The sequence below is a fragment of the Micromonospora tulbaghiae genome, from assembly GCF_900091605.1.
GTDB lineage: Bacteria > Actinomycetota > Actinomycetes > Mycobacteriales > Micromonosporaceae > Micromonospora > Micromonospora tulbaghiae.
In genome coordinates, this window is sequence record NZ_FMCQ01000004.1 from 676,892 (window position 1) to 701,683 (window position 24,792).

The window sequence follows — 24,792 nt, forward strand, 5'->3', positions numbered from 1 at the left end:
CCCCGCTCCGCACGATCTCGGCGGAGCGGGGGCCCTGTTCGCGCAGGTCAGCGCCTCACGGCCGGGTACGCCGCCGGGCTCCGCCACGGCGCGCCCGCCGACGCGGGGCGCCGCTGTCGTCGTCGTTGTCTCCGTCACCGATCGCGTCCGGGTCGTCGGCGGCGGCCAGCCGGGCCGAGTCGCCCTCCTGGCTGTCCGCGACCGCCGGGGCGGCGGGCGTGTCCGCCTCGAACCGGGACAGGTCGTAGCCCTGGGTGTCGTAGTAGTCGTCGTCGGTCTCGACCACCTCGGCGACGGTCCGCTCCGGCGCGGCGGGCGCAGCCGCCGGCTCAGCGGCGGCCTGCGCGGCCGGCTGCTCCGGGGCGGCCTCCACCGCGGGCTTCTCCGCGGCGGCCTTGCGACCCCGGCGACGGCCCTTCTCCTCGGCCGGCGCGGTGACCGCCGAGGCGACCGCCTTGACCTTCTCCCCCGCGCCCCCGCGCGGCTTCTCCGGCACCGGCTCGGTGTGAATGATCACGCCCCGGCCCTTGCAGCACTCGCAGGTCTCGCTGAACGCCTCCAGCAGGCCCGCGCCGATGCGCTTTCGCGTCATCTGCACCAGGCCGAGCGAGGTGATCTCGGTGACCTGGTGCTTGGTGCGGTCCCGGCCGAGGCACTCGGTGAGCCGGCGCAGCACCAGCTCCCGGTTCGACTCCAGCACCATGTCGATGAAGTCGATCACCACGATGCCGCCGAGGTCGCGCAGCCGCAGCTGGCGCACGATCTCCTCGGCCGCCTCCAGGTTGTTGCGGGTGACCGTCTCCTCCAGGTTGCCGCCGGAGCCGGTGTACTTGCCGGTGTTGACGTCGACGACTGTCATCGCCTCGGTGCGGTCGATCACCAGCGAGCCGCCGGAGGGGAGGAAGACCTTCCGGTCCAGCCCCTTGAGGATCTGCTCGTCGATCCGGTACTCGGCGAACACGTCCGCCACCCCGGCGTGCCGGCGCAGCCGCGCCACCAGGTCCGGGGACACGTGCGACAGGTACGACTCGACCACGTCGTACGCGGACTCGCCCTCGATCACCAGCTCGCGGAAGTCCTCGTTGAAGAGGTCCCGGACCACGCGGATGACCAGGTCCGGCTCCTCGTAGAGCAGCACCGGAGCGCCGCCCTCGGTCGCCTTGGCCTGGATGTCCTCCCACTGCGCCTGGAGCCGCTTGACGTCGCGCGCCAGCTCGTCCTCGCTGGCACCCTCGGCCGCGGTCCGGACGATCACGCCGGCGCCGTCCGGCACCAGCTTCTTCAGCACGTCCCGCAGCCGCTTGCGCTCGGTGTCGGGCAGCTTGCGGCTGATCCCGGAGGCGTTGCCGTTCGGCACGTAGACCAGGTGCCGGCCGGAGAGCGCGATGTGGCTGGTCAGCCGCGCGCCCTTGTGCCCGATCGGGTCCTTGGTCACCTGCACCAGCACCGAGTCGCCGGAGCGCAGCGCCTGCTCGATCGAGCGGGCCCGGCCCTCCAGGCCGGTGGCGTCCCAGTTGACCTCACCGGCGTACAGGACCGCGTTGCGCCCGCGCCCGATGTCGACGAAGGCCGCCTCCATGCTCGGCAGGACGTTCTGGACCTTGCCCAGGTAGACGTTGCCGGCCATCGTGCCGGACGAGTTACGCGTGACGTAGTGCTCCACGAGCACGCCGTCCTCGAGCACGGCGATCTGGGTGCGGTCGCCCCGCTGGCGGACCACCATGACCCGGTCCACCGCCTCGCGACGGGCCAGGAACTCCGACTCGCTCAGGATCGGCGGCCGGGTACGCCGCTGCTCACGGCCGTCACGCCGACGCTGCCGCTTGGCCTCCAGCCGGGTCGAACCGGAGACACCCTGCACCTCGTCGACCGGCTTGCGCGGCTCACGGATCTTGACGACGGTCGGCACGCCGTCCTCGGCGGCGGTGTCCGCCTCCCCGGCGCCCCGGCGGCGACGACGGCGACGGCGGCGGGTCATCCCCTCGCCCTCGGCCTCCTCGTCCTCCGCGGGCTCCTCGGCCTCACCCTCGGCGGTCTCGGCCGCGCCGGGCTCCTCGACGTCCTCGTCGTCGGCCTCGTCCGCGCCGCCCTTGCCCCGGCCACGACCCCTGCGGCCCCGGCGGCGGCGACGCCGGGCCGCGGCCGTCTCGTCGTCCTCGTCCGCCTCGTCGGGCTCCTCGGCCTCGGTGGCCGGCTCCTCCTCGGCGGCTTCCGGCTCGACCTCGGCCTCGACCGGCTCGACCTCACGGCGGCCGCGACGGCGGCGCCGGCCGGTCTCGACCGCTTCCTCGATCGGCTCCTCCGCCGCCGGGTACGTCACCTGGACGGCCGGCGCCTCGTCGGGCTGCGGCGCCATGAACAGGACGGTCGGGGCGGAGAGCGCGGCACGACGCCGGCGGCTCGTGGCCGGCGGCGTCTCGGCCGGCTCCTCGGCCGCGCGCGGCACGGCGGCGCCTGTCGACACCACGCCCGTCGCGTCCGCCGGGCCACCGCCGCGGGCCAGGTTGACCTCTTCGGTACGCGCAGCCGCGGCGCTCGCGTCTCCAACGGTCCCGCCGGTCTCGGTCTCGGCGTCCTCGTCCTCGTCCTCGAGGTCCTCGCCGGTCTCACCGATGCCGGCCGTGCCGCCGGTGCTCACCGTGCCGCCGGCGGCCTTGTTCCCGCCGGCGGTGGCCTTGTCGCCGGCGGCGGTGGCCTTGTCGCCGGCGGCGGTGGCCTTGTCGCCGGCGGCGGTGCGCCGGCCGGCGGCGGTCCGGTCGCCGGCGCGGGCCCGACCAGCGGTCCCGGCAGGGGCCTGCCCGGCGGTCTCCGCGGTGGCTGCTCCGCCCGTGGCGGCCTCGCCGCCGTCGATGTCGGCGCGTCCCTCGGCGATCAGGTCGCCTCCGGGCACGGAGACCGGCCCGTCGATCGCCCCGTCCGCGGGCGCCTGCCCCGCGGCGGCGGACTCGTCCGGCGCGACGGTCTCGGCAGCCGGAGGCGTGGCCTTGCGACGACGGGTCCGGGTGACCTTGACCGGCGGCACGACCTCCTCCGAGGCGGCCTCCACACCGGCCGCGGCCACCGGCTCCTCGACCGCCTTCGCCGGCGTCGCCTTACGACGCCGCCGGGTGGTCTTCGGCGCGGTGTCCAACTCGCCGGCCACCGGCGCGAGCACCTCGGCCTGCGGCGACTCGCCGCTGCCGGTCACTGTCGTGGACGCCTCGACGGGCGCGTCGGTCTGCTCCGGCTGGTTCAGCGGAGCGGCCTTGCGGCGGCTGGCCCGCTTACGGGCCGGCGGCTTGGTCTCGGCGACGCCTTCCGCAGTGACGCCGCCTTCCGCAGTGACGCCACCCTCCACCGCGGCGACGCCTTCCACGGTGGCGCCGTGGGCACTGCCGGAGGAGGCACCCTCCGTGCGGGCAGAGGCGGCGCTGTCAGCGCTGCCGGAGGCGGTGGCGGCGCTGTCGGCGGTCGTCCCGGCCGGCTCTGCGCCGGTCCGTTCGCCGCCCTCGGGCTCGTTCTCGAGCATGGACGTTCTCCAGTTCTGGCCGCCCCGGGCGCGGGTGAGCGCTGCCACGCAGGGTTGCCGCAAAGGTGTTTCCGCCGGGCACGCAAACGCGCGACCGCCGAAGTCTGCCTGCCAGAGCGCTGACCGACGGTCAGCGCTCTCCGATGGTTGCCCCGTCGCGATCCGCGTCCAACGGATCGACGATCTCGCCCTGCGCGGTCAGCGTGCCCTGCGCCAGCCGGATCACCTTCGGGGTGACCGGCGGCTCCAGGGCGGCCACCGCGCGGAGGCCGGCCAGGACGTCATCGGGCCGAACGGACGGGGTGACCTGCCGCACGACCAGTTCGAGTATCGCACACGGTACGGCCGCCGCCCCGGAAGGCGTCTCAGCCGGAGCCATGGCATCGATCGATGCCACTGCCGCGCGGGTGTCGAACGTACGCCGCCCCTGCTTGGTCATCCGCTCGACCTGGATCTCCTCGGCCGCGGTGAAGGCCGCCACCGCCCCCGCGAGCACCTTCGGATCGACCTCGGGCAGCTCGATACGCCAGTACGACGCCTCGATCCGGTCCGCCAGGCTGCCGCCGGTGGCCTCCACCGCGTCGAGCACGTCGAGCCCGGGCGAGAGGGCGGCGTCGAGGGCCGCGCGCAGCCGCGCCGGGTCGACCGGCTCACGGAGCCCGATCTCCAGGTACTCGGCCTCGCTCGCCACGCCCGTCGGAGCGGCCGAGGCGTACGAGATCTTCGGGTGCGGGGTGAACCCCTGGGAGAAGGCGATCGGCACGCCGGCCCGGCGCAGCGCGCGCTCGAAGGCCCGGGCGAAGTCCCGGTGCGAGGTGAACCGCAGCGGCCCACGCTTGGCGTACCGGATACGGATCCGCTGGACGACGGGGGCCTGGCCGCCCTCGGGTTGAGGCTTTCTGGCGATCGTGAGCTCCTCGGCTGTGCCTGCGTATCGGTCTCATCCTGACGCAGCGCCCACCGCGCCCCACACCCGGGGCCACCCCACCCACCCCAAACCCCCGCAAAACCAGCCCACCCCCGAACCGGCTCACCCCCGCCCCACCTCGCCTCACCCCGCTGATCATGAAGTTAGCGGCACAAATGGAGATCGACTTCGCCGCCAACTTCATGATCGGCACGCTGGGGCGTGCGGGCCGGGGTGGGGTGGGGTGGGGTGAGGTGGGATGGGTCAGGGGCGGTTGTCGCCGGGTGGGGCGTAGGGACTCTGAGCCGGCGGGGTCGGATGGGCCTGGCCCTGGGGCGGATAGGCGCCCGCGCCGGGCTGGGGGGACCCGCCCGACTGCGGGTACGCACCGGACTGGGGGTAGCCGGCCTGCTGGGGGTATCCGCCCGGCCGGGAGTGCGCGGCGGGTGGCGGGTAGCCGCCGGGTGGGCCGTAGCCGGGCGGCGGGGCGGCGGCGTGACCGGCGGGTACCGGCGGGCCCTGCCCACCGCCGTCCATCCGGTCCAGTGCCTCGTCCGGGATCGAACCGGCCCGGGCCAGTTCGCGCCGGTGACGGCGGCGATTCCAGATCAGGAACGCCACGAGCGCCAGCAGCACCACGAGCGCCACCGCGATGCCGATGCCGATCACCATGACCTGCTGGTCGCTGGGGCCACCCCGGTCGCCGTACTTGGTCACGTCGAAGTTGTCGTCCTCGGCGGCGGCCGGCGGCGCCGAGGCGCTCGGCGCGGCGGCCCCGAGAAGCGGGTTCGCCGACACCGACGGCACGTCGGCGGTGAGTGCCGCCACCGGGTCGATCCGGCCGAAGCCGAACCGCGGGTCGCGGCCGGGCGGGCCGGCGTCCCGGGCGGTACGGATCATCCGGTTGATCACGTCGGACGCGGAGAGCTTCGGGTACTTCGACCGGATCAGCGCCGCGACGCCGGAGACGACGGCGGCGGCGTCGGAGGTGCCGTCCCCCCAGCCGTAGCCCCGGTCCGGGCCGATGTTGTAGACCTCGTCGCCGGGCGCGGCGATCACCGCTTCCGGCCCCTGGGCCGAGCCGGACCAGAAGCCCCCGCCCCGGACCGTGCCGGTCACCGCGATCACGCCGGGGATCTTGGCGGGTGAGACGACGTCCGGGCCGACCGAGCGGACGTTGCCGGCGGCGGCGACCACGACCACGTCGCGCTCCAGCGCGTACCGGATCGCGGCCGCCTCGCTCTCGTCCACGGCTCCGGCACCGCCGTACGACAGGTTGAGCACCTTCGCCCCGCCGTCGACGGCCATCCGGATGCCGGTCGCGGAGTCGTCCTTGGTGGCCGCCGCGCCGACGGGCTTGCGGACGGGCAGGATCCGGGCGTCGGGCGCGATGCCGACCACCCCGGTGCCGTTGGCCGCGATGATCCCGGCCATGTGGGTGCCGTGGCCGTCCGGGTCGCGCCGGCCGTCGCCGGAGTCGCGGGTGCTCCCACCGGCCAGGACCTGGCCCCGCATGTCGGGGTGCCCGGCGTCGACGCCGGTGTCCAGTACGCCGACGACGACGCCCCGCCCGGTGGAGATCTGATGCGCCCGGTCGATCCGCAGCTCGTCCAGATACCACTGCTCGGCGCGGCGCGGAGCGGCGACCGCCGGCTGGGCGGTCCCCAGCAGCATCAGTCCGGCAAGCAGACCGGCCGCCACCGGCCGGAGCGCGCCGACGTGCACCTTCATCCGTCCGTCCTCATCGCAGGATGCCCGGGGACGCACCGTCACCGGTGCCCCACGGATCGTCGTCCTCAGTCAACCATGACGAGTGCTCCGCAGCGCCGCCGCCGTGCCCGGCGCCGCCGTGACCACCCATCATTCCGCCACCCATCATCCCGGCGCCGGCCATCCCGCCGCGCATGCCGCCCGCACCGCCCGGTCCCGCCGCGGACGCGGCCTTCAGCGCGCTGGCCGCGCTGGTCAGTGGCGGAACCTTGCCGTTACCGCCGCCGACCATGCCGGGCAGGCCGCCCATGGCCATGCCGCCGGCCGCACCGATCCCGCCACCGCCGATCCCGCCGGCCGAGCCCAGGCCGGCACCACCGCCGCCGAAGCCGCCGCCACCGGCGCTCAGTCCGCCCGCGCCACCGCCACCGCCCAGACCGAGCGTGCCCGGTCCACCCGCGGTGATCGTGCCGGGCCCGCCCGCGCCGGCCAGACCGCTGCCGTACTCCGGGCTGCCCGAGCCGGGCGCGCCGCCGAGCTCGGGGATCCCCCCGGTGCCCGGCGGGGTGTAGGAGCCGCCACCGGGGATGCCGCCGCCGGGCACGCCGGTGCCCGGCGGCGTGAACGAACTGCCACCGGGCGTGCCGCCACCGGGGATGCCGGTGCTGCCCAGGGACGGCATCGGGCCGCCGCCGGGCATTCCACCGCCGGGCATGCCGCCGCCGGGGGCGCCGCCACCCGGCAGGCCGCCGCCGGGCACACCCGACGGGGGAACCCGCGGGTCGCCGCGGTAGCCGTCACCCAGGTCACTGTCGGTGGGGCGGGGTACGACCAGCTTGGGGCGCTCGGCCTCGACCGCGGCCGGCAACGGCGACATCGCCTTGTTGGCCGCCTGCTGGTTGTCGCGGTACCAGTTGTCCAGGTGCGACTTGGTGTCCCACCAGCCGCCCCGCTTCTGGTCGCTGGCGTTGCCGTCGATCTTCATGGTGGCTTCGAGGTCGTCGGCCTTGTCGCGGAACGCGCCGTCGGCGTAGAGCGCCTGATTGGCCTGGTAGTCACCGCGCAGGGCGGCCAGGAAGCCGGACTGGCTCTCGCCGTCGCGGGCGTCGTCCAGCTCGGTGCCGCCGGGCAGGCTCCACTCGTTCCAGCCGAAGTTGTCCATCAGCGGGATCGGGATGCTCGCCACCGCCGTACGGATGTCACCCTCGATCCGCGTCAGCGCGCCACTGACGTTGCTGGCGTGCGTGATGAGTTCCTCGATCTCCTTGCCGATGTCGCCGAGGTGCTCGCGGTACGCGTCGCCGCCGCTGCCCTTCCAGCCGGCGAGCATCCCGGGGAGGCCGCCGGTGTGCGGGCGCTCCTGCCCGGCCGCGATCGGGCCGACGAACGAGCGACCGACGAGCGAGTCGCGCAGGTGGCCGAGCGCGGTGGAGAGGTTCTTCCAGCCCGCGCCGACCGATCCGACGGTTTCCGGGTCCGCCGAGAGCGTCACCTCACGGACGCAACGCTCCCAGGTGCCTCCTGCCATGACCGTCTCCCCCTCAGGCCGTGTACGGGTAGGTGGGCTGCTGCCCGGCGTCCGGCGGCGGGGCCGCGGACTCCAGCAGCCGCTCGATGTCCTTGCCGTTGGCCGCGTTGCGGGCCTCGGCGTCGCGGAACGCCTTGGCGATGTCCTGTGTGCCCTGCTTCAAGCCGGCCAGCTTCATGGAGATGGCCTTGAGGTGGGCTTCCATGCTGGCCGTGGACGTGGTCAGCGCCTGCCACTGCATCCGGGCGTCCTCGTACGCGCCGAACGGGGTGCCGTTGGGCACCGTCTGCGCGTTGCCGCTGTCGCCCTTCATCCGCTCCTTGATGCGTTCCATCTCCCAGCCGATGGTGTCGTCGACGTACTGCTTGAGACGCTCGACGTACTCCGCTGCGGCGTCCAGGTCCTCGACGCTGACGTGCAGATCGCCGGTGTCCGGCGGATTGATGCCCATCCTGACTGTCCTCCCCGCTGCCGGCCCCGGCCGGTCCACTACGGACGCAGCGTATCGAGGAAGGACCAGTCGGGGCACCCCCGCCCCACGTATCGCGACGGTCACCGGGAAAAGACGACGGAGCGCGGGAACCCGGTCGGGTTCCCGCGCTCCGGTGCGTGCCGGTGGCCTCAGCCCTGCGCGGCGGCGGGCAGCTTCAGGCCGTTGACCGGGGTGAGCGGCAGCAGCTTGCGGCCGGTCGGGCCGATCTGGATCTCGGTGTCCATGGACGGGCACACGCCGCAGTCGAAGCAGGGCGTCCAGCGGCAGTCGTCCTGCTCGTACTGCGACAGCGAGTCCTGCCAGTCCTGCCAGAGCCAGTCCTTGTCCAGGCCGGAGTCGAGGTGGTCCCAGGGCAGGACCTCCAGCTCCTCACGCTCGCGGGTGGTGTACCAGTCGAGGTCCACGCCGTACGCCGGCAGCACCTCGGTGGCGGCGTCCACCCACCGCTGGTACGAGAAGTGCTCGCTCCAGCCGTCGAACCGGCCGCCGTTCTCCCAGACCCTGCGGATCACCGCGCCGACCCGGCGGTCGCCCCGGGACAGCAGGCCCTCGATCAGCGACGGCTCGCCGTCGTGGTAGCGGAAGCCGATCGCCCGGCCCAGCGAGCGGTCGCTGTTGATCGCCTGCTTGAGCAGCTTGAGCCGGCCGTCGATGACCTCCGGCCGCTCCATCGAGGCCCACTGGAACGGGGTGTGCGGCTTGGGCACGAACCCGCCGATGGAGACGGTGCAGCGGATGTCCTTGGATCCGGTGGCCGCGCGGCCGGCCCGGATCACCTCGTGCGCCATGTCGGCGATCTCCAGGACGTCCTCGTCGGTCTCGGTGGGCAGGCCGCACATGAAGTAGAGCTTCACCTGCCGCCAGCCGTTGGAGTACGCGGTGACCACCGTACGGATGAGGTCTTCCTTCGACACCATCTTGTTGATCACCTTACGGATCCGCTCCGACCCGCCCTCGGGGGCGAAGGTCAGACCGGTCCGGCGCCCGTTGCGGGACAGCTCCTGGGCCAGGTCGATGTTGAACGCGTCCACGCGGGTCGACGGCAGCGACAGCGAGACGTTGGTGCCCGCGTACTGCTCGGCCAGGCCGGAGCACATGTCGCCGATCTCGGAGTGGTCGGCCGACGACAGCGACAGCAGGCCGACCTCGTGGAAGCCGGAGAACTCCAGCCCCTGCTGCACCATCTGGCCGACGGTGGTGATCGAGCGCTCCCGCACCGGGCGGGTGATCATGCCGGCCTGGCAGAACCGGCAGCCCCGGGTGCAGCCCCGGAAGATCTCCACCGCGTACCGCTCGTGCACCGTCTCGGCGAGCGGGACCAGGGGCTTCTTCGGGTACGGCCAGGCGTCCAGGTCCATCGTCGTGCGCTTGTGCACCCGGAACGGCACGTCCGGGCGGTTCGGCACGACCCGCTGGATCCGGCCGTCGGGCAGGTAGTCGACGTCGTAGAAGCGCGGCACGTAGACGCTCTCGGTGCGGGCCAGCCGCAGCAGCAGCTCGTCCCGGCCGCCCGGGGAGCCTTCCGCCTTCCACTCCCGGACGATGGCGGTGATCTCCAGCACCGCCTCCTCGCCGTCGCCGAGCACCGCGGCGTCGACGAAGTCGGCGATCGGCTCCGGGTTGAACGCGGCGTGCCCGCCGGCCACGATCACCGGGTCGGCGTCGGTGCGGTCGGCGGCGAGCAGCGGGATGCCGGCCAGGTCGATTGCGGTGAGCAGGTTGGTGTAGCCCAGCTCGGTGGAGAACGAGACGCCGAACACGTCGAAGTCACGCACCGGGCGGTGGGCGTCGACGGTGAACTGCGGCACGCCGTGGGCGCGCATCAGCTTCTCCAGGTCGGGCCAGACCGCGTACGTCCGCTCGGCCAGCACGTCGGGCAGCTCGTTGAGCACCTCGTAGAGGATCTGGACGCCCTGGTTGGGCAGGCCCACCTCGTACGCGTCCGGATACATCAGCGCCCACCGGACCGTCGCGGCGTCCCAGTCCTTGACCACCGCGCCGAGTTCTCCACCCACGTACTGGATGGGCTTTGTCACCTGCGGCAGCAGCGGCTCCAGCCGGGGCCAGACCGAGTTGGCGGCGGCGGGACGCGGGGTAGTGGACGGGGCACTCATGATGCCCAAGCGTACGCGGTGTCCCCGCCCTCTCCCGCGCCCGCGCCCGGGTCCGCCGCGTTGATCAAGGAGTTTGCGGGCTGCCCCGCTCTCCCACCGGACACGAACTCCTTGATCACCGGGGTGGGGGCCGGGCACCGGGCGGAATTCGTCCTGGGTGGCGGGGCAGTACTAACCTCGCAACGGGCGCGAGAGGAGATAGCCGCGATGCCGCAGCCGCAGCCGGGGGCGGACCGGCCGGCCGACGGGGCCGAGATGCCGTCCGTCACCGAGCCGGCGACCGCCGTCGACACCGAGGACGCCACCGGCGCCTCGGCTCCGGCGTCCCCGTCCACCGGGCCGGAGGCCGCCGACGACCGGACCTCCGCCGACGTCTCGGCCGAGCAGCCGTCCGGCGACGAGGCACCCGTCTCCGCGCCCGACGTCCCGGCCACGCCAGGCCCGGCGGCCTCGGCCCCCGGCCCGCAGGCGGCACCGGCACCCGACGAGCAGTCGGAGCAGGACGAACCGGCACGGCAGGACGAACCGGCCGAGCAGGCGGGCGAGCCGGCAGACCCGGCCGACACCGCCGCGCTCGACGACGGAAGCCCGCACTCACCGGCTGGCGACGCCGACCCCCGCACCGGCGACGCCGGAACGCCGGCCGACGCGCCCACCGACAGCGAGGCCCCGACCGCCGACGCCGGACCACCTGCCGGCATCGACGCCACCCCGCCCGCACCGGTGACCCGGGCGCGGGGATCCGCGGCGGTTCCCGGTCGCACCACGCCCGTCCCCACTCCGCGTACCGGGCGCCGGCCGGATCCGACCCGCATCGATCTCGCGCCGCAGCCACCGCAGGGCGTGACCACGCCGGATCCCACGAAGGTCGAGAACGCCCCGGCCCCCATCCGAGCCGGGAACACGCCGGACCCGACCCGCATGGAGAGCACACCGGATCCGACCCGGGTCGAGGCGTCCGCGCCTCGCTGGAGCGGTTCCGCCGCCGTCCCGCCACCGCCGCCGCGCCGGCCTGCCTGGGGCGAGTCCGCCGAGCCCACGCCGGTGCCGCCGCACGCGTCGCCGGAACACGCCACACCCGTCGACCCGTGGGCGGGGGTGGACACCACCGGCTGGGAGCTGCACGCCCCCGAACTGCCGCCGCTGACGCCGACGCTGCCGTACACCGCGCCCTGGGCCGCGCCGGACAACCCCCACCCGGCCCATCCGGCGCCACCGGCGGCCCACCCGGCCCAACCCGCTCCGCAGTCGGCGCCACCGGCCCATGCCGCGCCGCCCGCCGCCCGCCCGGTCTCACCGCCGCCGCACAGCCCGCCGTACCCCGGGCCCGCCCGGCCGGTCTCGCCACCGCCGCACAGCCCGCCGTACCCCGGACCGGCCCGGCCGGTCTCGCCGCCGCACCACCCCGGCCCGCCGGCCGCCCGGCCCCTGCCGCCGCCGACGCCGGTCGCGCCGCCGGCGAAGCCCGGCCGGCCGCCGAAGCAGCGCCGGGGCAAGGCCGGACCGCCGGTCGCGCCGCCACCGGGCTGGCAGCAGCCGCCCAAGCGGACCCGCCGCCGGCGCCGCTGGCCCTGGGTGCTGCTGCTCTCCGTGGCCTGCTGCTGCGGCCTCCCGCTCTGGTGGTTCCAGCCGATCTCCAGCCAGTACCCGGCCAGCGCCACCCTCCCGGACCAGATCGACTCCATGCGGCTACGCCAGGACGACAGCAGCCGGGCCGCCGCCGAGGAGCTGAAATCCCAGGTACGCGAGTCGAACCTGCTCGCCGAGGACACCTTCGCCGGCATCTACAGCACGAGTGACGGCAAGCGGGTGACGTTGTTCGGCAGCACCGGCCTGCGGTTCAGCCCGGAGTCGGACGCCAAGGCGGAACTCGACCGTCTGGCCGGGGACTACGCCCTGAAGGAGTCGGTAACCGTGGACACGGGCGTACGGGGGCGCCACGAGCGCTGCGCCGTCGGCCGGGCGGACGGCGACTCGGTGGTGGTCTGCGTCTCGGCCGACCACGGCAGCCTCACCACCGGTGTGTTCACCCGGCTCTCGGTGGACGACAGCGGGCGGCTGCTGAACGACCTGCGCCAGCGCGTGGTGGTGCCGAAGTCGTGACCGCTCAGGCGGTCTGCTCGCCGCCGGTCTGCTCCCCGCCGGTCTGGTCGCCGGTGGCCTGGTTGGCGCGCTTCGGGGCGTAGCGCGGGACGTACTCCTGGCCGCTGAGCTCCTGGATCTCGGCCATCATCTCGTCGGTCATGGCGCGCAGCGACGTGCGGTCGTCGGGACGGCCGCTGAAGTCCAGCGGCTTGCCGAACTTGATGGTGATCTTGGCGCGGCCCGGTCGCGGGATCCGCGTACCGATCGGCTGGGCCTTGTCGGTGCCGGTCACGCCGACCGGGATGATCGGCACACCGGCGGCGATCGCCAGCCGGACGGTGCCGGTACGCCCGCGGTAGAGCCGCCCGTCCGGGGAGCGGGTGCCCTCCGGGTAGACGGCGACCAGGTCGCCGGCCTTGAGCACCGGGATCGCCGCGTCGAACGCGGTGAGCGCGGCGCGGCCGCCGGCCCGCTCGACCGGGATCGCGCCCAGGCCGGTGAGCACGAACTTGGAGAAGCCGCCCTTGAGCCCGGTGCCGTTGAAGTATTCCGACTTGGCCCAGAACGCCAGGTGGCGGGGCACCACGGTGCCGAGGAGCAGTTCGTCGGCGACGGAGAGGTGGTTGCTGGCGAAGATCGCGCCGCCGGTCGCCGGGATGTGCTCCAAACCCTCCACGTGCGGACGGAAGGCCAACCGGAGCGTGGGCGCCACGGTGAGCTTGCCGATGGTGTAGAGCAGGGGCACGGGTCCTCCGGCGGTCGTACGTGAAACAGGCGCTGTCACGGTAGCCGACGCGGCCGTCCGCCACCGAGCGGGTGGCTCGCAGTCCACTCGCTGGGGCCGGGCCCTCCTCCACCCGAGGGGTGCAGGAGGGCCCGGTCCGCTCACACCTTGCGGACCGTCACGGTCACGCGCTCGCCCTCGCCCGCCTCGCCGTCGAAGCCGTCGAGGCCCTCGGCGAAGTCGATGCTGTCGGCGAGCACCTCCCGGGCCACGAACTCGGTGTACGCGGCGACCGCCGCGCGTACCTCCTCGGAGGCGGAGACGGCCACCGTGATCCGGTCGGAGACGTCGAGGCCGGCGTCCCGGCGGGCCTGCTGCACGACCCGGACCACGTCCCGGGCCAGCCCTTCGGCGGCCAGTTCCGGCGTGACCTCGGTGTCCAGCACGACCACTCCCTCACCGCCGGGCAGCGGCGCGGAGTGCTCGGCGTCGGCGGCGACCAGGCGCAGCTCGTACTCGCCCTCGGCGAGCGTGACCCCGGCGGCGACCGGGGCGCCGTCGCGCAGCTCCCACTCCCCCGCCTTGACCGCCTTGATCACCTGCTGGACGGCCTTGCCGACGCGCGGGCCGAGCGCCCGCGGCACCACGGTGAGCACCTGCTGGCAGTACGCGGACACCTCGTCGGAGAGCACGACCTCCTTCACGTTGACCTCGTCGGCGACCAGGTCGGCGAAGGGCCGCAGCTGGGCGGCGACGGGCGACGCCACGGTGAGCGTCGCCAGCGGCAGCCGCACCCGCAGGCCCTTGGCCTTGCGCAGCGACAGCGCCGCCGAGGCGACCGCCCGGACGTTGTCCATCGCGGAGACCAGCTCGTGGTCGGCCGGGAACTCCTCGGCCTGCGGCCAGTCGGTCAGGTGCACCGACCGCTCGCCGGTCAGCCCGCGCCAGATCTCCTCGGCGGTCAGCGGCGCCAGCGGCGCCACCACCCGGCACAGCGTCTCCAGCACGGTCCACAGCGTGTCGAACGCGTCCGCGTCGCCGGCCCAGAACCGGTCCCGGGACCGGCGCACGTACCAGTTGGTGAGCGCGTCCAGGTAGGACCGGACTGTCGCGCACGCGCCGGAGATGTCGTACGCGTCCATCTGCGCGCCGACGGTCGCCACCAGCTCGTTCGTCTTCGCCAGCACGTACCGGTCGAGCACGTGCGTGGAGTCGGTGCGGCGACGGGCGGTGTGGCCGTCGGCGTTGGCGTAGAGCGAGAAGAAGTACCAGACGTTCCACAGCGGCAGCAGCACCTGGCGCACCGCGTCCCGGATGCCCGGCTCGGTGACCGCCATGTCGCCGCCGCGCAGCACCGGCGAGGACATCAGCATCCACCGCATCGCGTCCGACCCGTAGGAGTCGAACACGTGGTAGACGTCCGGGTAGTTGCGCAGGCTCTTGGACATCTTGCGCCCGTCCGAGCCGAGCAGGATGCCGTGGCTCAGGCAGTTGCGGAACGCCGGCCGGTCGAACAGCGCGGTGGCCAGCACGTGCATGGTGTAGAACCAGCCGCGGGTCTGACCGATGTACTCGACGATGAAGTCACCCGGGTAGTGGTGCTCGAACCACTCGCGGTTCTCGAACGGGTAGTGCACCTGCGCGAACGGCATCGAGCCGGACTCGAACCAGCAGTCCAGCACCTCCGGCACCCGGCGCATCATCGACTTGCCCGTCGGGTCGTCCGGGTTCGGGCGGACCAGGTCGTCCACCGCCGGCCGGTGCAGGTCGGTCAGGCGTACGCCGAAGTCACGCTCGATGTCGGCCAGCGAGCCGTACACGTCGACCCGCGGATAGTTCGGGTCGTCCGAGCGCCACACCGGGATCGGCGAGCCCCAGAACCGGTTCCGGCTGATCGACCAGTCCCGGGCGTTCGCCAGCCACTTGCCGAACGAGCCGTCCTTGATGTGCCCGGGGGTCCAGTTGATCTGCTGGTTCAGCTCGACCATCCGGTCCTTGAACTTCGTCACCGCGACGAACCACGACGACACCGCCTTGTAGACCAGCGGGGTGTCGCAGCGCCAGCAGTGCGGGTACGAGTGGGTGTAGGTGTCCTGCCGCAGCACCACCCCCCGCTCCTTCAGCTCCCGGATCACCGGCTTGTTCACGTCGAAGACCTGCTCGCCCTGGTACGGCGGGACCAGCGCGGTGAACCGGGTGTGGTCGTCCACGGTCACGACGGTGGGGATGCCGGCGGCGTTGCAGGTGTTCTGGTCGTCCTCACCGAAGGCGGGGGCCAGGTGGACGATGCCGGTGCCGTCCTCGGTGGTGACGAAGTCCGCGCCGAGCACCTGGTAGGCGTTCGGGCCGGCCGGCTCGACCAGGAAGTCGTAGAGCGGCGTGTAGCGGCGTCCGACCAGGTCGCGGCCGTACACGGTGCCGACCTGCTCGTACCCCTCCAGTTCCTTGGCGTACGCGCCGAGGCGCGCGGCGCCGACGACGTAGCGCTCGCCGTCGCGCTCCAGCAGCGCGTACTCGATGTCGGGGCCGACGGCGAGCGCCAGGTTCGACGGCAGCGTCCACGGCGTGGTGGTCCAGACGCCCAGCTTGACCGGCCCGCGCAGCGGCTCCGGCGCGTTCTCGTCGGCGGTCAGCTCGAACCAGACGGTGAGCGTCGGGTCGTGCCGGTCCCGGTAGACGTCGTCCATCCGGGTCTCGGTGTTCGACAGCGGCGTCTCGCACCGCCAGCAGTACGCGAGCACCCGGAAGCCCTCGTAGACCAGGCCCTTGTCGTGCAGGGTCTTGAAGGCCCACATGACGCTTTCCATGTAGTCCAGGTCGAGCGTCTTGTAGTCGTTGGCGAAGTCGACCCAGCGGGCCTGCCGGGTGACGTACCGCTCCCAGTCGTGGGTGAACTCCAGCACCGAGGTGCGGCAGGCGTCGTTGAACCTGGCCACGCCGAGGTCGAGGATCTCCGCCTTGCTGGTGATGCCGAGCTGCTTCTCGGCCACCACCTCGGCCGGCAGGCCGTGGCAGTCCCAGCCGAACCGGCGCTCGACGTGCCGCCCGCGCATGGTCTGGTAGCGCGGCACCACGTCCTTGACGTAGCCGGTGAAGAGATGGCCGTAGTGCGGCAGGCCGTTGGCGAACGGCGGGCCGTCGTAGAAGACGTACTCGTTCTCGCCGTTCCGGCCGGCGTCGCGGGCCTCGACGGACGCCTCGAAGGTCTTGTCGGCCGTCCAGTGCTCCAGCACCCGGCGCTCGACCGCGGGCAGGTCCGGGCTCGCCGGGACACCGGCACCGGTCGGGTCGTGCAACGGATAGGCCATCGCCTGTCGCTCTCCCTCAGCAGCTCACTCGTCTGTGGTCTGCGAGGACGAGCCGAATCCGGTACGCCGTGACCGGCGTTCCGGGCGTGGCCCGCGGTACCACCCCGCTTGGCGGCCGAGGTGCGACCGCCCGCTCGTTGGCCGGCTGTGACGGGCCGTCCCGTCCGGTTCTACTGAGCCGGTGACCCGGCCGTTCTTCCGGAGGCTCGCCGGTGATGGCCGGGTCGTCGCCTGTGCCCGTCAAGCGTACTCGACCCCCACCCGCCGCGCCGCCGAGTATCCCGACCCCCGGCTCGCCCCACCCCTGCCCCGTCGATCATGAGGTTGACGGCGATGTCGATCTCCGATTTCACCGCCAACCTCATGATCGACGCAGTCTCCGGCGCCGACGGCCAGGCTGACGCGGGGCACGCCATGACCACCGTCACACCGCTGTGCCGTCACACCGCACCCGCCGCGCCCCGTCCTGTCCGCGTACCCGAACCTCAAGGAGGCGGCGATGAGCCGGATGGACATGGCGGCGGTGGCGCCCGAGGCGTACCAGGCCGTGCTGGGCATGGAGAAGTACGTCCGGGCGAACGTGGACCACACCGTGCTGGAGCTGGTGAAGCTGCGGGCGTCGATGCTCAACGGCTGCGCGTTCTGCGTGGACATGCACAGCCGCGACGCGCTGGCGGCCGGTGAGGACAGCCGCCGGCTGTTCGCGGTCGCGGCGTGGCGCGAGGCCCCGTTCTTCGACGAGCGGGAGCGGGCCGCGCTGGCCCTCACCGACGCGGTGACCCGGCTCGGCGAGCACGGCGTGCCGGACGACGTCTGGGACGCCGCGGCGAAGGTGTGGTCGGAGAAGGAGCTGGCGGACCTGGTGATGGCGATCGCCACCATCAACGTGTGGAACCGGGTCGCGGTGACCTGCCAGACGCAGCCGCCGGCGTCGGTCTGACGGCTGACACACGACGGCCCCGGTCCCGCCAGTCGCGGGCCGGGGCCGTCGGCGCGTCGGTCAGGCCAGCTCGGGGAACCAGAGCGCGATCTCGCGCTTGGCGCTGTCCGCCGAGTCGGAGGCGTGCACCAGGTTCTCCCGGTTCGACAGCGACAGGTCACCCCGGATGGTGCCGGCGGTGGCCTTGCGGCCGTCGGTGCTGCCGATCATCGCGCGCACCACCTCGATCACCTGGTCGCCGGAGAGCACGAGCGCCACGAGCGGGCCGCTGGTCATGAACGTCTTCAGCGGCGGGTAGAACGGCTTGTCGACGTGCTCGGCGTAGTGCTGGTCGGCGAAGCCGCCGTCCATGGTCCGGCTCACCATCGCGTCGATCCGCAGGCCCTTGCGCTCGAAACGGGACAGGATCTCGCCCACCAGACCGCGGCGGACCGCGTCGGGCTTGATCAGTACGAGCGTCCGCTCGTCCGGGCTGCTGCTGGACACGCTGGGTTCCTCCTGCGCACTCAAACGGGGTTCGGCTGGGTACGGTCAGCGTAGCGACCCGGTCCCGGCGCCGGCGCGGCGGCTGCGTCTTCCCTGGCCCGCCGCGGCGGCCTAGCCTGGCCCTGGAACCCCTGGGAGGTCCACTGTGGCGAATGGCGGGAACCGCACGATCGCGCCGGTACGCAAACTGATCGGGGCGGTGCTGGGCACCGTCGCCACCTTCGTGACCGTGTTCGGGCTCGGCATGACCAGCTGGGCCATCGTGGCGCTCGGCCTCGCGCTGCTGGTGCTGGCGATCGCCCTGGCCACGGTACGCGGCGGCGGCCGCACCTGGGTGATCGGCCTGGGGCACGTGCACAGCGCCTCCGAACCACCCACCCAGTACGCGTTCGGCCGCTGCGAGCTGCAACTGGTCATCGACGCGCCGGGGCTGCCGCCCCGCTCCAAGAAGATCATCGAGCCTCGGGTGCCGGTCGCCAAGTGGCCCTCGCTGGGCCAGGCGCTGCCGGTCCGGGTGGCGCTCGACGACCAGCGGCACGTACGCGTGCTCTGGGACGAGGTGCCCACGCACGCGGAGAGCGCCGCCGCGGTCGCCGACCTGCCGCCCGAGTACGCCGCCGAGCCGGACCCGCTGGACGAGCCGCTGATCGCGCAGGAGGCGCCCCCGTGGGCCGGGCGCGCACCGGAGGACGACTTCCGCGACGACTACCCGCCCGCGCCGGACCCGTACCTGGACGACGTGCCGCCCCGGGCCGAGGAACGCGAGCCGGTGGTGCTGCACCAGAGCCCCGGCGGCCCGGTGGTGCTGGAGGGACAGCTCGTCGAACGGACCGACCGCACGGCCGGCCCCGGCCCGCTCCCCCGCCGCGCTCCGGCGCCCCGCTCCCCGGCCGAGGAGCCGGCCGACACGGTGCCGGTCGAGACCGTGCTCGTCGACAGCGGGCCGGTCGCCAGCGGGCCGGGCGACACCGGGCCGGGCGACACCGGACCGGGCGACACCCTGCCCGACCCGATCGACGTGCCGCTGGACGACCCCTCGGACACGTCTCGGCGCTCCGAGGCGCCGCCGACCGCCGAGGAGCTGGACGAGGCGATCTTCGGCCCGGCGGGCGCGGCCGAGCCCGACGAGCTGGCCAGCCCGATCAGCGGCGTCGGCATCACGCTGCTCGTCGCCGACCTGGACCGGTCCCTCGGCTTCTACCGCGAACTCGGCTTCGACGAGCTGGACCGGGGCGAGGGCAACGCCGTGCTCTCCTCCGGGCCGACCCGGCTGGTGCTGCGCCGGGTGACCGGCGCCGCGCCGATCAGCCGCCGCCTGGTGCACGTCAACCTGGAGGTGGACGACATCCAGGGGGCGTACGAGCGGCTGCGCGACTCCGGCGTCCGGTTCACCTACGCGCCGCGCGTGGTCAACCGGGGCACCAAGCTGGAGGTGTGGGCGGCGGCCTTCCGCGACCCCGACGGCCACGGCGTCGCGCTGACGCAGTGGCGCACGCTGGCCGACGCCTGAGCCGTAGGCGGCGGCCGTCCTCAGCCGAGGATGACCCGCCGCACGTGCAGCGCGTACGCCCACACCAGCGCGAACATCACCCCGAGCGCGAACAGCGACCAGTGCAGCAGCCCGGAGAGCAGCAGCAGGCCCTGGAGCACGGTGCCGGCGTGCCACGCCCAGGGCCGGCGCATCATGCCGGCGAGCACCACGCAGGCGACCGCCAGCGCCACGATCGCGCCGATCGCCGCGCCGCTCAGGTCACCGCCGACCACCCGGATCGGCTGGATGGCCAGCAGCAGCACCAGCGCCTCCAGCGACATGGTGCCGGCGCCCAGCCCGCGTACCGCCTTGTCCGGGTTCCGCAGCCCGGACCGGCGGACGCCGTCGGGCTGCTCCGGGCCGGTCATCGCTTGAGCAGCCGGCGGGCGTCGGCCACTGTCACCACCGATCCGGTGACCAGCACGCCCACACCGGACAGCTCGCCCGGCACGTCGGACTCGGCCTCCGCCACCGCCGCCTCGATGGCGTCCGGCATCTCCCGGGTCGCCTGCACCCGCTCCGGCCCGAAGATCTCCCGCGCCAGCTCGGCCAGCTCGTCCACGGGCATCGCCCGGGGCGAGCTGTTCTCCGCCACCACGATCGAGTCGAGCACCGGTTCGAGCAGTTCGAGCAGGCTCGCCGCGTCCTTGTCGCCGAGCACCGCCAGCACGCCGACGAGCTTGCTGAACGCGAACTCCTCCTGCACGGCGGCGACCGTGGCGGCCATGCCGTGCGGGTTGTGCGCGCCGTCGAGCAGCACCGTCGGGGCGGTACGCACCCGCTCCAGCCGGCCCGGCGAACTGGTCGCGGCGAAGCCCTCGCGGACCGCCTCGATGTCGAGCTGCCGCCGGGCCCCGGCACCGAGGAACGCTTCCACGGCGGCCAGCGCCACCGCCGCGTTCTGCGCCTGGTGCGCGCCGTGCAGCGGGATGAAGATCTCCTCGTACACCCCGCCCAGGCCCTGGATGGTCAGCACCTGGCCGCCGACCGCGACCGCGCGGCGCAGCACGCCGAACTCGGCGCCCTCGCGCGCGACGGTGGCGTTGACCTCGGCACAGCGCTCCAGGATCGGGCGGGCCGCCTCCTCCTCCTGCGCCGCCGCGATCACCGTGGCGCCGGGGTGGATGATGCCCGCCTTGTGCAGCGCGATGTCCTCGATCGTGTCGCCGAGCCACTCGGTGTGGTCCAGCCCGATCGGGGTGATCACGGCGACGCCGGCCTGGATCACGTTCGTCGCGTCCTCCGCGCCACCGAGCCCGACCTCCACCACCGCCACGTCGACGGGCGCGTCGGCGAACGTGGCGAACGCCAGCGCCGTGGTCATGTCGAAGTACGTCAGCGGCTCGGCGAACCGCTGGTCGACCAACTCGGCCAGCGGCGCGATCTCGCGGTACGTGGACACGAACCGATCCTCGCTCACCGGCTCGCCGTCCAGGCTGATCCGCTCCCGGACGGTCTCCAGGTGCGGGCTGGTGTAGCGGCCGGTGTGCAGCCCGAACGCCCGCAGCAGCGAGTCGATCATCCGGGCCGTCGAGGTCTTGCCGTTGGTGCCGGTCAGGTGAATCGACGGGTACGCCCGCTGCGGGCTGCCCAGCAGGTCGAGCAGGGTCTCGATCTTCTCCAGCTCGAAGCGCATGCGGGTGAAGCCGCGCGCGGTGAGCGCGGCGTCCACCTCGGCGAACGCGGTGCGGTCGGTGCGTTCGCTCATGAGGGAAGCGCCTCCAGGGCGGCGTCGATCCGGACCAGGTCCGCCTCGGCCACCGCCAGCCGTTCACGGATCTTCGCCACCACCGGCTCGGGCGCCTTGCCGACGAAGGCCGGATTGTCCAGCTTCGCCCGCGCCTGGGTGGCCTCCTTCTCGGCTGCCGCCCGGTCCTTGGTGAGCCGGGCGCGCTCGGCGGCCACGTCGATCGAGCCGCGGGTGTCCAGCGCGACGCTCACCGCGCCGGGCATGGCCAGCGTGGCGCTGGCCTGGAAGTCGTCGCCGGGCGCGTCGAGCCGGGCCAGCGCGCGGACCAGCGGCTCGTGCGCCGCGATGCCCGCGCCGGCCAGGCCGTCGAGCCGGGCGACGACCCGCTGGGTCGGCCGCAGCCCCTGGTCCGAGCGGAACCGCCGGACCTCGGTCACCACCCGCGCAAGGGTGGCGACCTCGCCCTCCGCGGCGTCGTCGATCAGGGTACGGTCGGTGACCGGCCAGGACGCCGTCAGCACGGTCTCGCCGCCGCTGAGCGCGGACCACAGCTCGTCGGTGACGAACGGGATGACCGGGTGCAGCAGCCGCAGGAGCTGGTCCAGCACGTGCCCGAGCACCCGGCGGGTGGCGTGGGCGGCCGGGCCACCCTCGGCGAGCACGGGCTTGCTCAGCTCCACGTACCAGTCGCAGACGTCGTCCCACGCGAAGTGGTAGAGCAGGTCGCAGACCTTCGCGAACTCGTACGCCTCGAACTGCTCGTCCACCTCGGCGGTGACGTGCGCCAGCCGGGACAGGATCCACCTGTCGACGGTGGAGAGGTCAGCGGCGTCCGGCAGCGGGCCGTCGGTGTGCGCGCCGTTGAGCAACGCGAACCGGGTGGCGTTCCACAGCTTGTTGCAGAAGTTGCGGGAGCCCTGGCACCACTCCTCGCTGACCGGCACGTCCTGGCCGGGGTTGGCGCCCCGGGCGAGCGTGAACCGGGTGGCGTCGGCGCCGAACCGGTCGATCCAGTCGAGCGGGTCCACCACGTTGCCGAACGACTTCGACATCTTCTTGCCGTGCTCGTCACGGACCATGCCGTGCAGCGCCACCACGTCGAACGGCTGCACACCGTCCATCGCGTACAGGCCGAACATCATCATCCGGGCGACCCAGAAGAACAGGATGTCGTAGCCGGTGACCAGCACGCTGGTCGGATAGAACTTCGCCAGGTCCGGAGTCTGCTCCGGCCAGCCGAGCGTGGAGAACGGCCAGAGGCCGCTGGAGAACCAGGTGTCCAGCACGTCCTCGTCCTGCCGCCAGCCCTCGCCGGACGGCGGCTCCTCGTCCGGGCCGACGCAGACAATCTGACCGTCCGGGCCGTACCAGACGGGGATGCGGTGGCCCCACCAGAGCTGGCGGGAGATGCACCAGTCGTGCATGTTGTCGACCCAGGCGAAGTAGCGCTTGGCCAGCTCGGCCGGCTCGATCTTCACCCGGCCGTCGCGCACCGCGTCGCCCGCCGCCTTCGCCAGCGGCGCGGTGTTGACGAACCACTGCAACGACAGCCGCGGCTCGACTGTCGTCTTGCACCGCGAGCAGTGCCCCACGGCGTGCAGGTACGGCCGCTTCTCGGCCACGATCCGGCCCTGCTCGCGCAGTGCCGCGACGATCGCCGGGCGGGCCTCGTACCGGTCCAGGCCCTCGAACGGGCCGGGCGCCGTGATGACGCCGCGCTCGTCCATGATCGTCAGCGCCGGCAGGTCGTGCCGCTGGCCGATCTCGAAGTCGTTCGGGTCGTGCGCCGGGGTCACCTTGACCATGCCGGTGCCGAAGCTCGGGTCGACGTGCTCGTCGGCGACGATCGGGATCCGCCGGTCGGTGAGCGGCAGCTCCACCTCGGTGCCGATCAGGTGCCGGTAACGCTCGTCGTCCGGGTGCACCGCCACCGCGGTGTCACCGAGCATGGTCTCCGCCCGGGTGGTCGCCACCACGACCTCGTCGCCGTAGCGGATCGAGACCAGCTCGCCCTCGTCGTCGGTGTGCTCCACCTCGATGTCGGACAGCGCGGTGAGGCAGCGCGGGCACCAGTTGATGATCCGGTTGGCCCGGTAGATGAGCCCGTCGTCGAAGAGCTTCTTGAACATGGTCTGCACGGCCCGGGACAGGCCCTCGTCCATGGTGAACCGCTCGCGGTCCCAGTCGACCGCGTCGCCCAGCCGGCGCATCTGGCCGAGGATCGCGCCGCCGGACTCGGCCTTCCACTGCCAGACCCGCTCGACGAACTTCTCCCGACCGAGGTCGTGGCGGGACAGCCCTTCGCCGGCGAGCTGCCGCTCGACCAGGTTCTGGGTGGCGATGCCGGCGTGGTCCATGCCCGGAAGCCAGAGCGCCTCGTATCCCTGCATCTTCTTGCGCCGGGTGAGCGCGTCCATGAGCGTGTGCTCGAACGCGTGGCCCATGTGCAGCGAGCCGGTGACGTTCGGCGGCGGGATGACGATGGTGAACGGCGGCTTCTCGCTGTCCGCCGACGCCCGGAAGTGCCCGCCGGCTACCCACTGCTCGTACCGTCGCTGCTCTACCTCGCCGGGCTGGTACTGGCCGGCGAGGGTCGGGGCGTCGGGGCGTCGGGCATCCAGTCTCTCGGTCACCCTGAAAGTCTACGGAGCGCTTTCGGGGACCCGACGTGCACCACCTGTGATTCGCGTACGGTGGCGGTCATGTCCGACGCGCATCTCACCGAGCGTCCGGTCGACGGGGGTTCCGATCCGGTCGAGCTGACCGAAGAGCCGATCGAGCTGAGCCGCCGCGATCCCGCGCAGGAGCCCGAACGCCGTCCCGTCTCGCGGCGTCGGAAGATCATCATGGCTGCCCTGCTCGCGGCCGGGCTGGCCGGCGCCGGCGCGCTCGGGCTGGGCGGCTGGCGGGTGCTCCAGCAGAAGGACACCACGCTCGGCCAGCCCGCCGAGGTGGCCGGGCTGGTGCGGGACGACAGCGAGCGGGCCCGCAGCACAGCCGACTACCTGCGCGACGGGCTGGCCGCCGACATCGAGCTGGACCGCGGCTTCGGCGCCGTCTACTCCGACCGCGGGGACGCCAAGCGCTCGGTGCTGCTGTTCGGCGGCACCACGCTGCTCTGGCAGCCCGAACGCGACCTGGACACCCTGTTCGGTCTGATGGCCGACGAGACCGGCCGGGTGGCCGGGCTGCGCGAGGTGGATGCGGGCCGCCTGGGCGGCGTGATGAAGTGCGGCACGACGAGCGGCGACGGCGGCGACTTCGCGGTGTGCGGGTGGGCCGACCACGGCAGCGTGGTGATGGGCATGTTCCCGGGCCGCCGGGTCGACGACGCGGCGGCGCTGTTCCGCGACATCCGCGAGTCCGTCCAGAGCCGCTGAGCCCGCTCGTCCGGGAGCCGGCTCCGGCCGGCTTTCCGGCTGGACGCAATTCAGGGCCACCCCGTGTGGGGTGGCCCTGAATGAAAGATTGTCCGGCGGTGTCCTACTCTCCCACACCCTCCCGAGTGCAGTACCATCGGCGCTGGAGGGCTTAGCTTCCGGGTTCGGAATGTTACCGGGCGTTTCCCCTCCGCCATGACCGCCGTAACTCTATGAACATGTCAACCAACCCAACAACATGGGTGGTGGTTTGTTCAGAGTTGCACAGTGGACGCGTAGCAGCTTAGTAGTCAAGTCCTCGGCCTATTAGTACCGGTCAACTGAACCCGTTACCGGGCTTACATTTCCGGCCTATCAACCCAGTCGTCTAGCTGGGGGCCTTACCCCA

General features: G+C 73.2%; 16 protein-coding genes and 2 rRNA genes. 4 read left to right on the forward strand and 14 right to left on the reverse strand.

Annotated features, from left to right (window positions below):
• Nucleotides 1-55: 55 nt before the first annotated feature.
• The 6 genes from GA0070562_RS15920 to GA0070562_RS15945 all read right to left on the reverse strand — a co-directional run bounded on the left by GA0070562_RS15920 (nucleotide 56) and on the right by GA0070562_RS15945 (nucleotide 10,260).
• Nucleotides 56-3,508, reverse strand: a complete 3,453-nt coding sequence (locus GA0070562_RS15920; protein ID WP_091421855.1) for an Rne/Rng family ribonuclease — start codon at nucleotides 3,506-3,508, stop codon at nucleotides 56-58.
• A gap of 130 nt (nucleotides 3,509-3,638) precedes the next feature.
• Nucleotides 3,639-4,358 carry a TIGR03936 family radical SAM-associated protein gene (locus GA0070562_RS15925; protein WP_091421858.1) on the reverse strand — a complete coding sequence of 240 codons (720 nt, stop codon included), beginning with the start codon at nucleotides 4,356-4,358 and terminating at the stop codon, nucleotides 3,639-3,641.
• Nucleotides 4,359-4,679: 321 nt separating this feature from the next.
• Entirely contained in the window at nucleotides 4,680-6,146 is a 1,467-nt protein-coding gene (gene mycP, locus GA0070562_RS15930) for a type VII secretion-associated serine protease mycosin (RefSeq protein WP_091421862.1), read from the reverse strand.
• Nucleotides 6,147-6,156: 10 nt separating this feature from the next.
• The gene (locus tag GA0070562_RS30920) at nucleotides 6,157-7,653 is read right to left on the reverse strand and encodes a hypothetical protein (RefSeq protein WP_091421865.1); all 1,497 of its coding nucleotides are present in this window, start codon (nucleotides 7,651-7,653) and stop codon (nucleotides 6,157-6,159) included.
• A 13-nt stretch (nucleotides 7,654-7,666) separates the two neighbouring features.
• Nucleotides 7,667-8,104 (reverse strand): hypothetical protein, encoded by a 438-nt coding sequence (locus GA0070562_RS15940; RefSeq protein ID WP_091421868.1) that lies wholly within the window; start codon nucleotides 8,102-8,104, stop codon nucleotides 7,667-7,669.
• Between the two features lie 170 nt (nucleotides 8,105-8,274).
• The gene (locus tag GA0070562_RS15945) at nucleotides 8,275-10,260 is read right to left on the reverse strand and encodes a TIGR03960 family B12-binding radical SAM protein (RefSeq protein WP_091421870.1); all 1,986 of its coding nucleotides are present in this window, start codon (nucleotides 10,258-10,260) and stop codon (nucleotides 8,275-8,277) included.
• Nucleotides 10,261-10,467: 207 nt separating this feature from the next.
• Between GA0070562_RS15945 and GA0070562_RS15950 the strand changes: the two genes are divergently transcribed.
• Entirely contained in the window at nucleotides 10,468-12,363 is a 1,896-nt protein-coding gene (locus tag GA0070562_RS15950) for a hypothetical protein (protein WP_091421875.1), read from the forward strand.
• Between the two features lie 4 nt (nucleotides 12,364-12,367).
• On the opposite strand, the gene GA0070562_RS15955 is transcribed toward GA0070562_RS15950, so the two are convergent.
• Nucleotides 12,368-13,090 carry a lysophospholipid acyltransferase family protein gene (locus GA0070562_RS15955; protein WP_091421879.1) on the reverse strand — a complete coding sequence of 241 codons (723 nt, stop codon included), beginning with the start codon at nucleotides 13,088-13,090 and terminating at the stop codon, nucleotides 12,368-12,370.
• A gap of 140 nt (nucleotides 13,091-13,230) precedes the next feature.
• Nucleotides 13,231-16,377, reverse strand: coding sequence for an isoleucine--tRNA ligase (ileS, locus tag GA0070562_RS15960; RefSeq protein WP_091421882.1), 3,147 nt, complete (start codon nucleotides 16,375-16,377; stop codon nucleotides 13,231-13,233).
• A 499-nt stretch (nucleotides 16,378-16,876) separates the two neighbouring features.
• Here ileS and GA0070562_RS15965 point away from each other — a divergent pair, with 499 nt between their 5' ends.
• Nucleotides 16,877-17,317, forward strand: coding sequence for a carboxymuconolactone decarboxylase family protein (locus tag GA0070562_RS15965; protein ID WP_091421886.1), 441 nt, complete (start codon nucleotides 16,877-16,879; stop codon nucleotides 17,315-17,317).
• A gap of 60 nt (nucleotides 17,318-17,377) precedes the next feature.
• Here GA0070562_RS15965 and ndk read toward each other — a convergent pair whose 3' ends face one another.
• Complete coding sequence (gene ndk / locus GA0070562_RS15970; protein WP_091421889.1) at nucleotides 17,378-17,803, reverse strand: nucleoside-diphosphate kinase; 426 nt, start codon at nucleotides 17,801-17,803, stop codon at nucleotides 17,378-17,380.
• Nucleotides 17,804-17,948: 145 nt separating this feature from the next.
• Between ndk and GA0070562_RS15975 the strand changes: the two genes are divergently transcribed.
• Nucleotides 17,949-19,313 (forward strand): VOC family protein, encoded by a 1,365-nt coding sequence (locus GA0070562_RS15975; RefSeq protein ID WP_091421892.1) that lies wholly within the window; start codon nucleotides 17,949-17,951, stop codon nucleotides 19,311-19,313.
• Between the two features lie 20 nt (nucleotides 19,314-19,333).
• Here GA0070562_RS15975 and GA0070562_RS15980 read toward each other — a convergent pair whose 3' ends face one another.
• From GA0070562_RS15980 to GA0070562_RS15990, 3 genes are read right to left on the reverse strand one after another with little or no spacing between them, the layout of a single operon-like run.
• Entirely contained in the window at nucleotides 19,334-19,702 is a 369-nt protein-coding gene (locus GA0070562_RS15980; protein ID WP_091421897.1) for a DUF4233 domain-containing protein, read from the reverse strand.
• Nucleotides 19,699-21,042 carry a bifunctional folylpolyglutamate synthase/dihydrofolate synthase gene (locus GA0070562_RS15985; RefSeq protein ID WP_091421901.1) on the reverse strand — a complete coding sequence of 448 codons (1,344 nt, stop codon included), beginning with the start codon at nucleotides 21,040-21,042 and terminating at the stop codon, nucleotides 19,699-19,701. The genes GA0070562_RS15980 and GA0070562_RS15985 overlap by 4 nt, the downstream gene beginning before the upstream one ends.
• Nucleotides 21,039-23,657 (reverse strand): valine--tRNA ligase, encoded by a 2,619-nt coding sequence (locus GA0070562_RS15990; protein WP_091421904.1) that lies wholly within the window; start codon nucleotides 23,655-23,657, stop codon nucleotides 21,039-21,041. Before GA0070562_RS15990 ends, GA0070562_RS15985 begins: the two co-directional genes overlap by 4 nt.
• A gap of 69 nt (nucleotides 23,658-23,726) precedes the next feature.
• On the opposite strand from GA0070562_RS15990, the gene GA0070562_RS15995 reads away from it, so the two are divergent.
• Nucleotides 23,727-24,404 carry a hypothetical protein gene (locus GA0070562_RS15995; RefSeq protein ID WP_091421907.1) on the forward strand — a complete coding sequence of 226 codons (678 nt, stop codon included), beginning with the start codon at nucleotides 23,727-23,729 and terminating at the stop codon, nucleotides 24,402-24,404.
• 90 nt (nucleotides 24,405-24,494) lie between these two features.
• On the opposite strand, the gene rrf is transcribed toward GA0070562_RS15995, so the two are convergent.
• Both rrf and GA0070562_RS16005 read right to left on the reverse strand, forming a co-directional pair.
• Nucleotides 24,495-24,611: ribosomal RNA gene (gene rrf, locus GA0070562_RS16000) — 5S ribosomal RNA — on the reverse strand.
• A 79-nt stretch (nucleotides 24,612-24,690) separates the two neighbouring features.
• Nucleotides 24,691-24,792: ribosomal RNA gene (locus GA0070562_RS16005) — 23S ribosomal RNA — on the reverse strand; the annotation flags it as partial.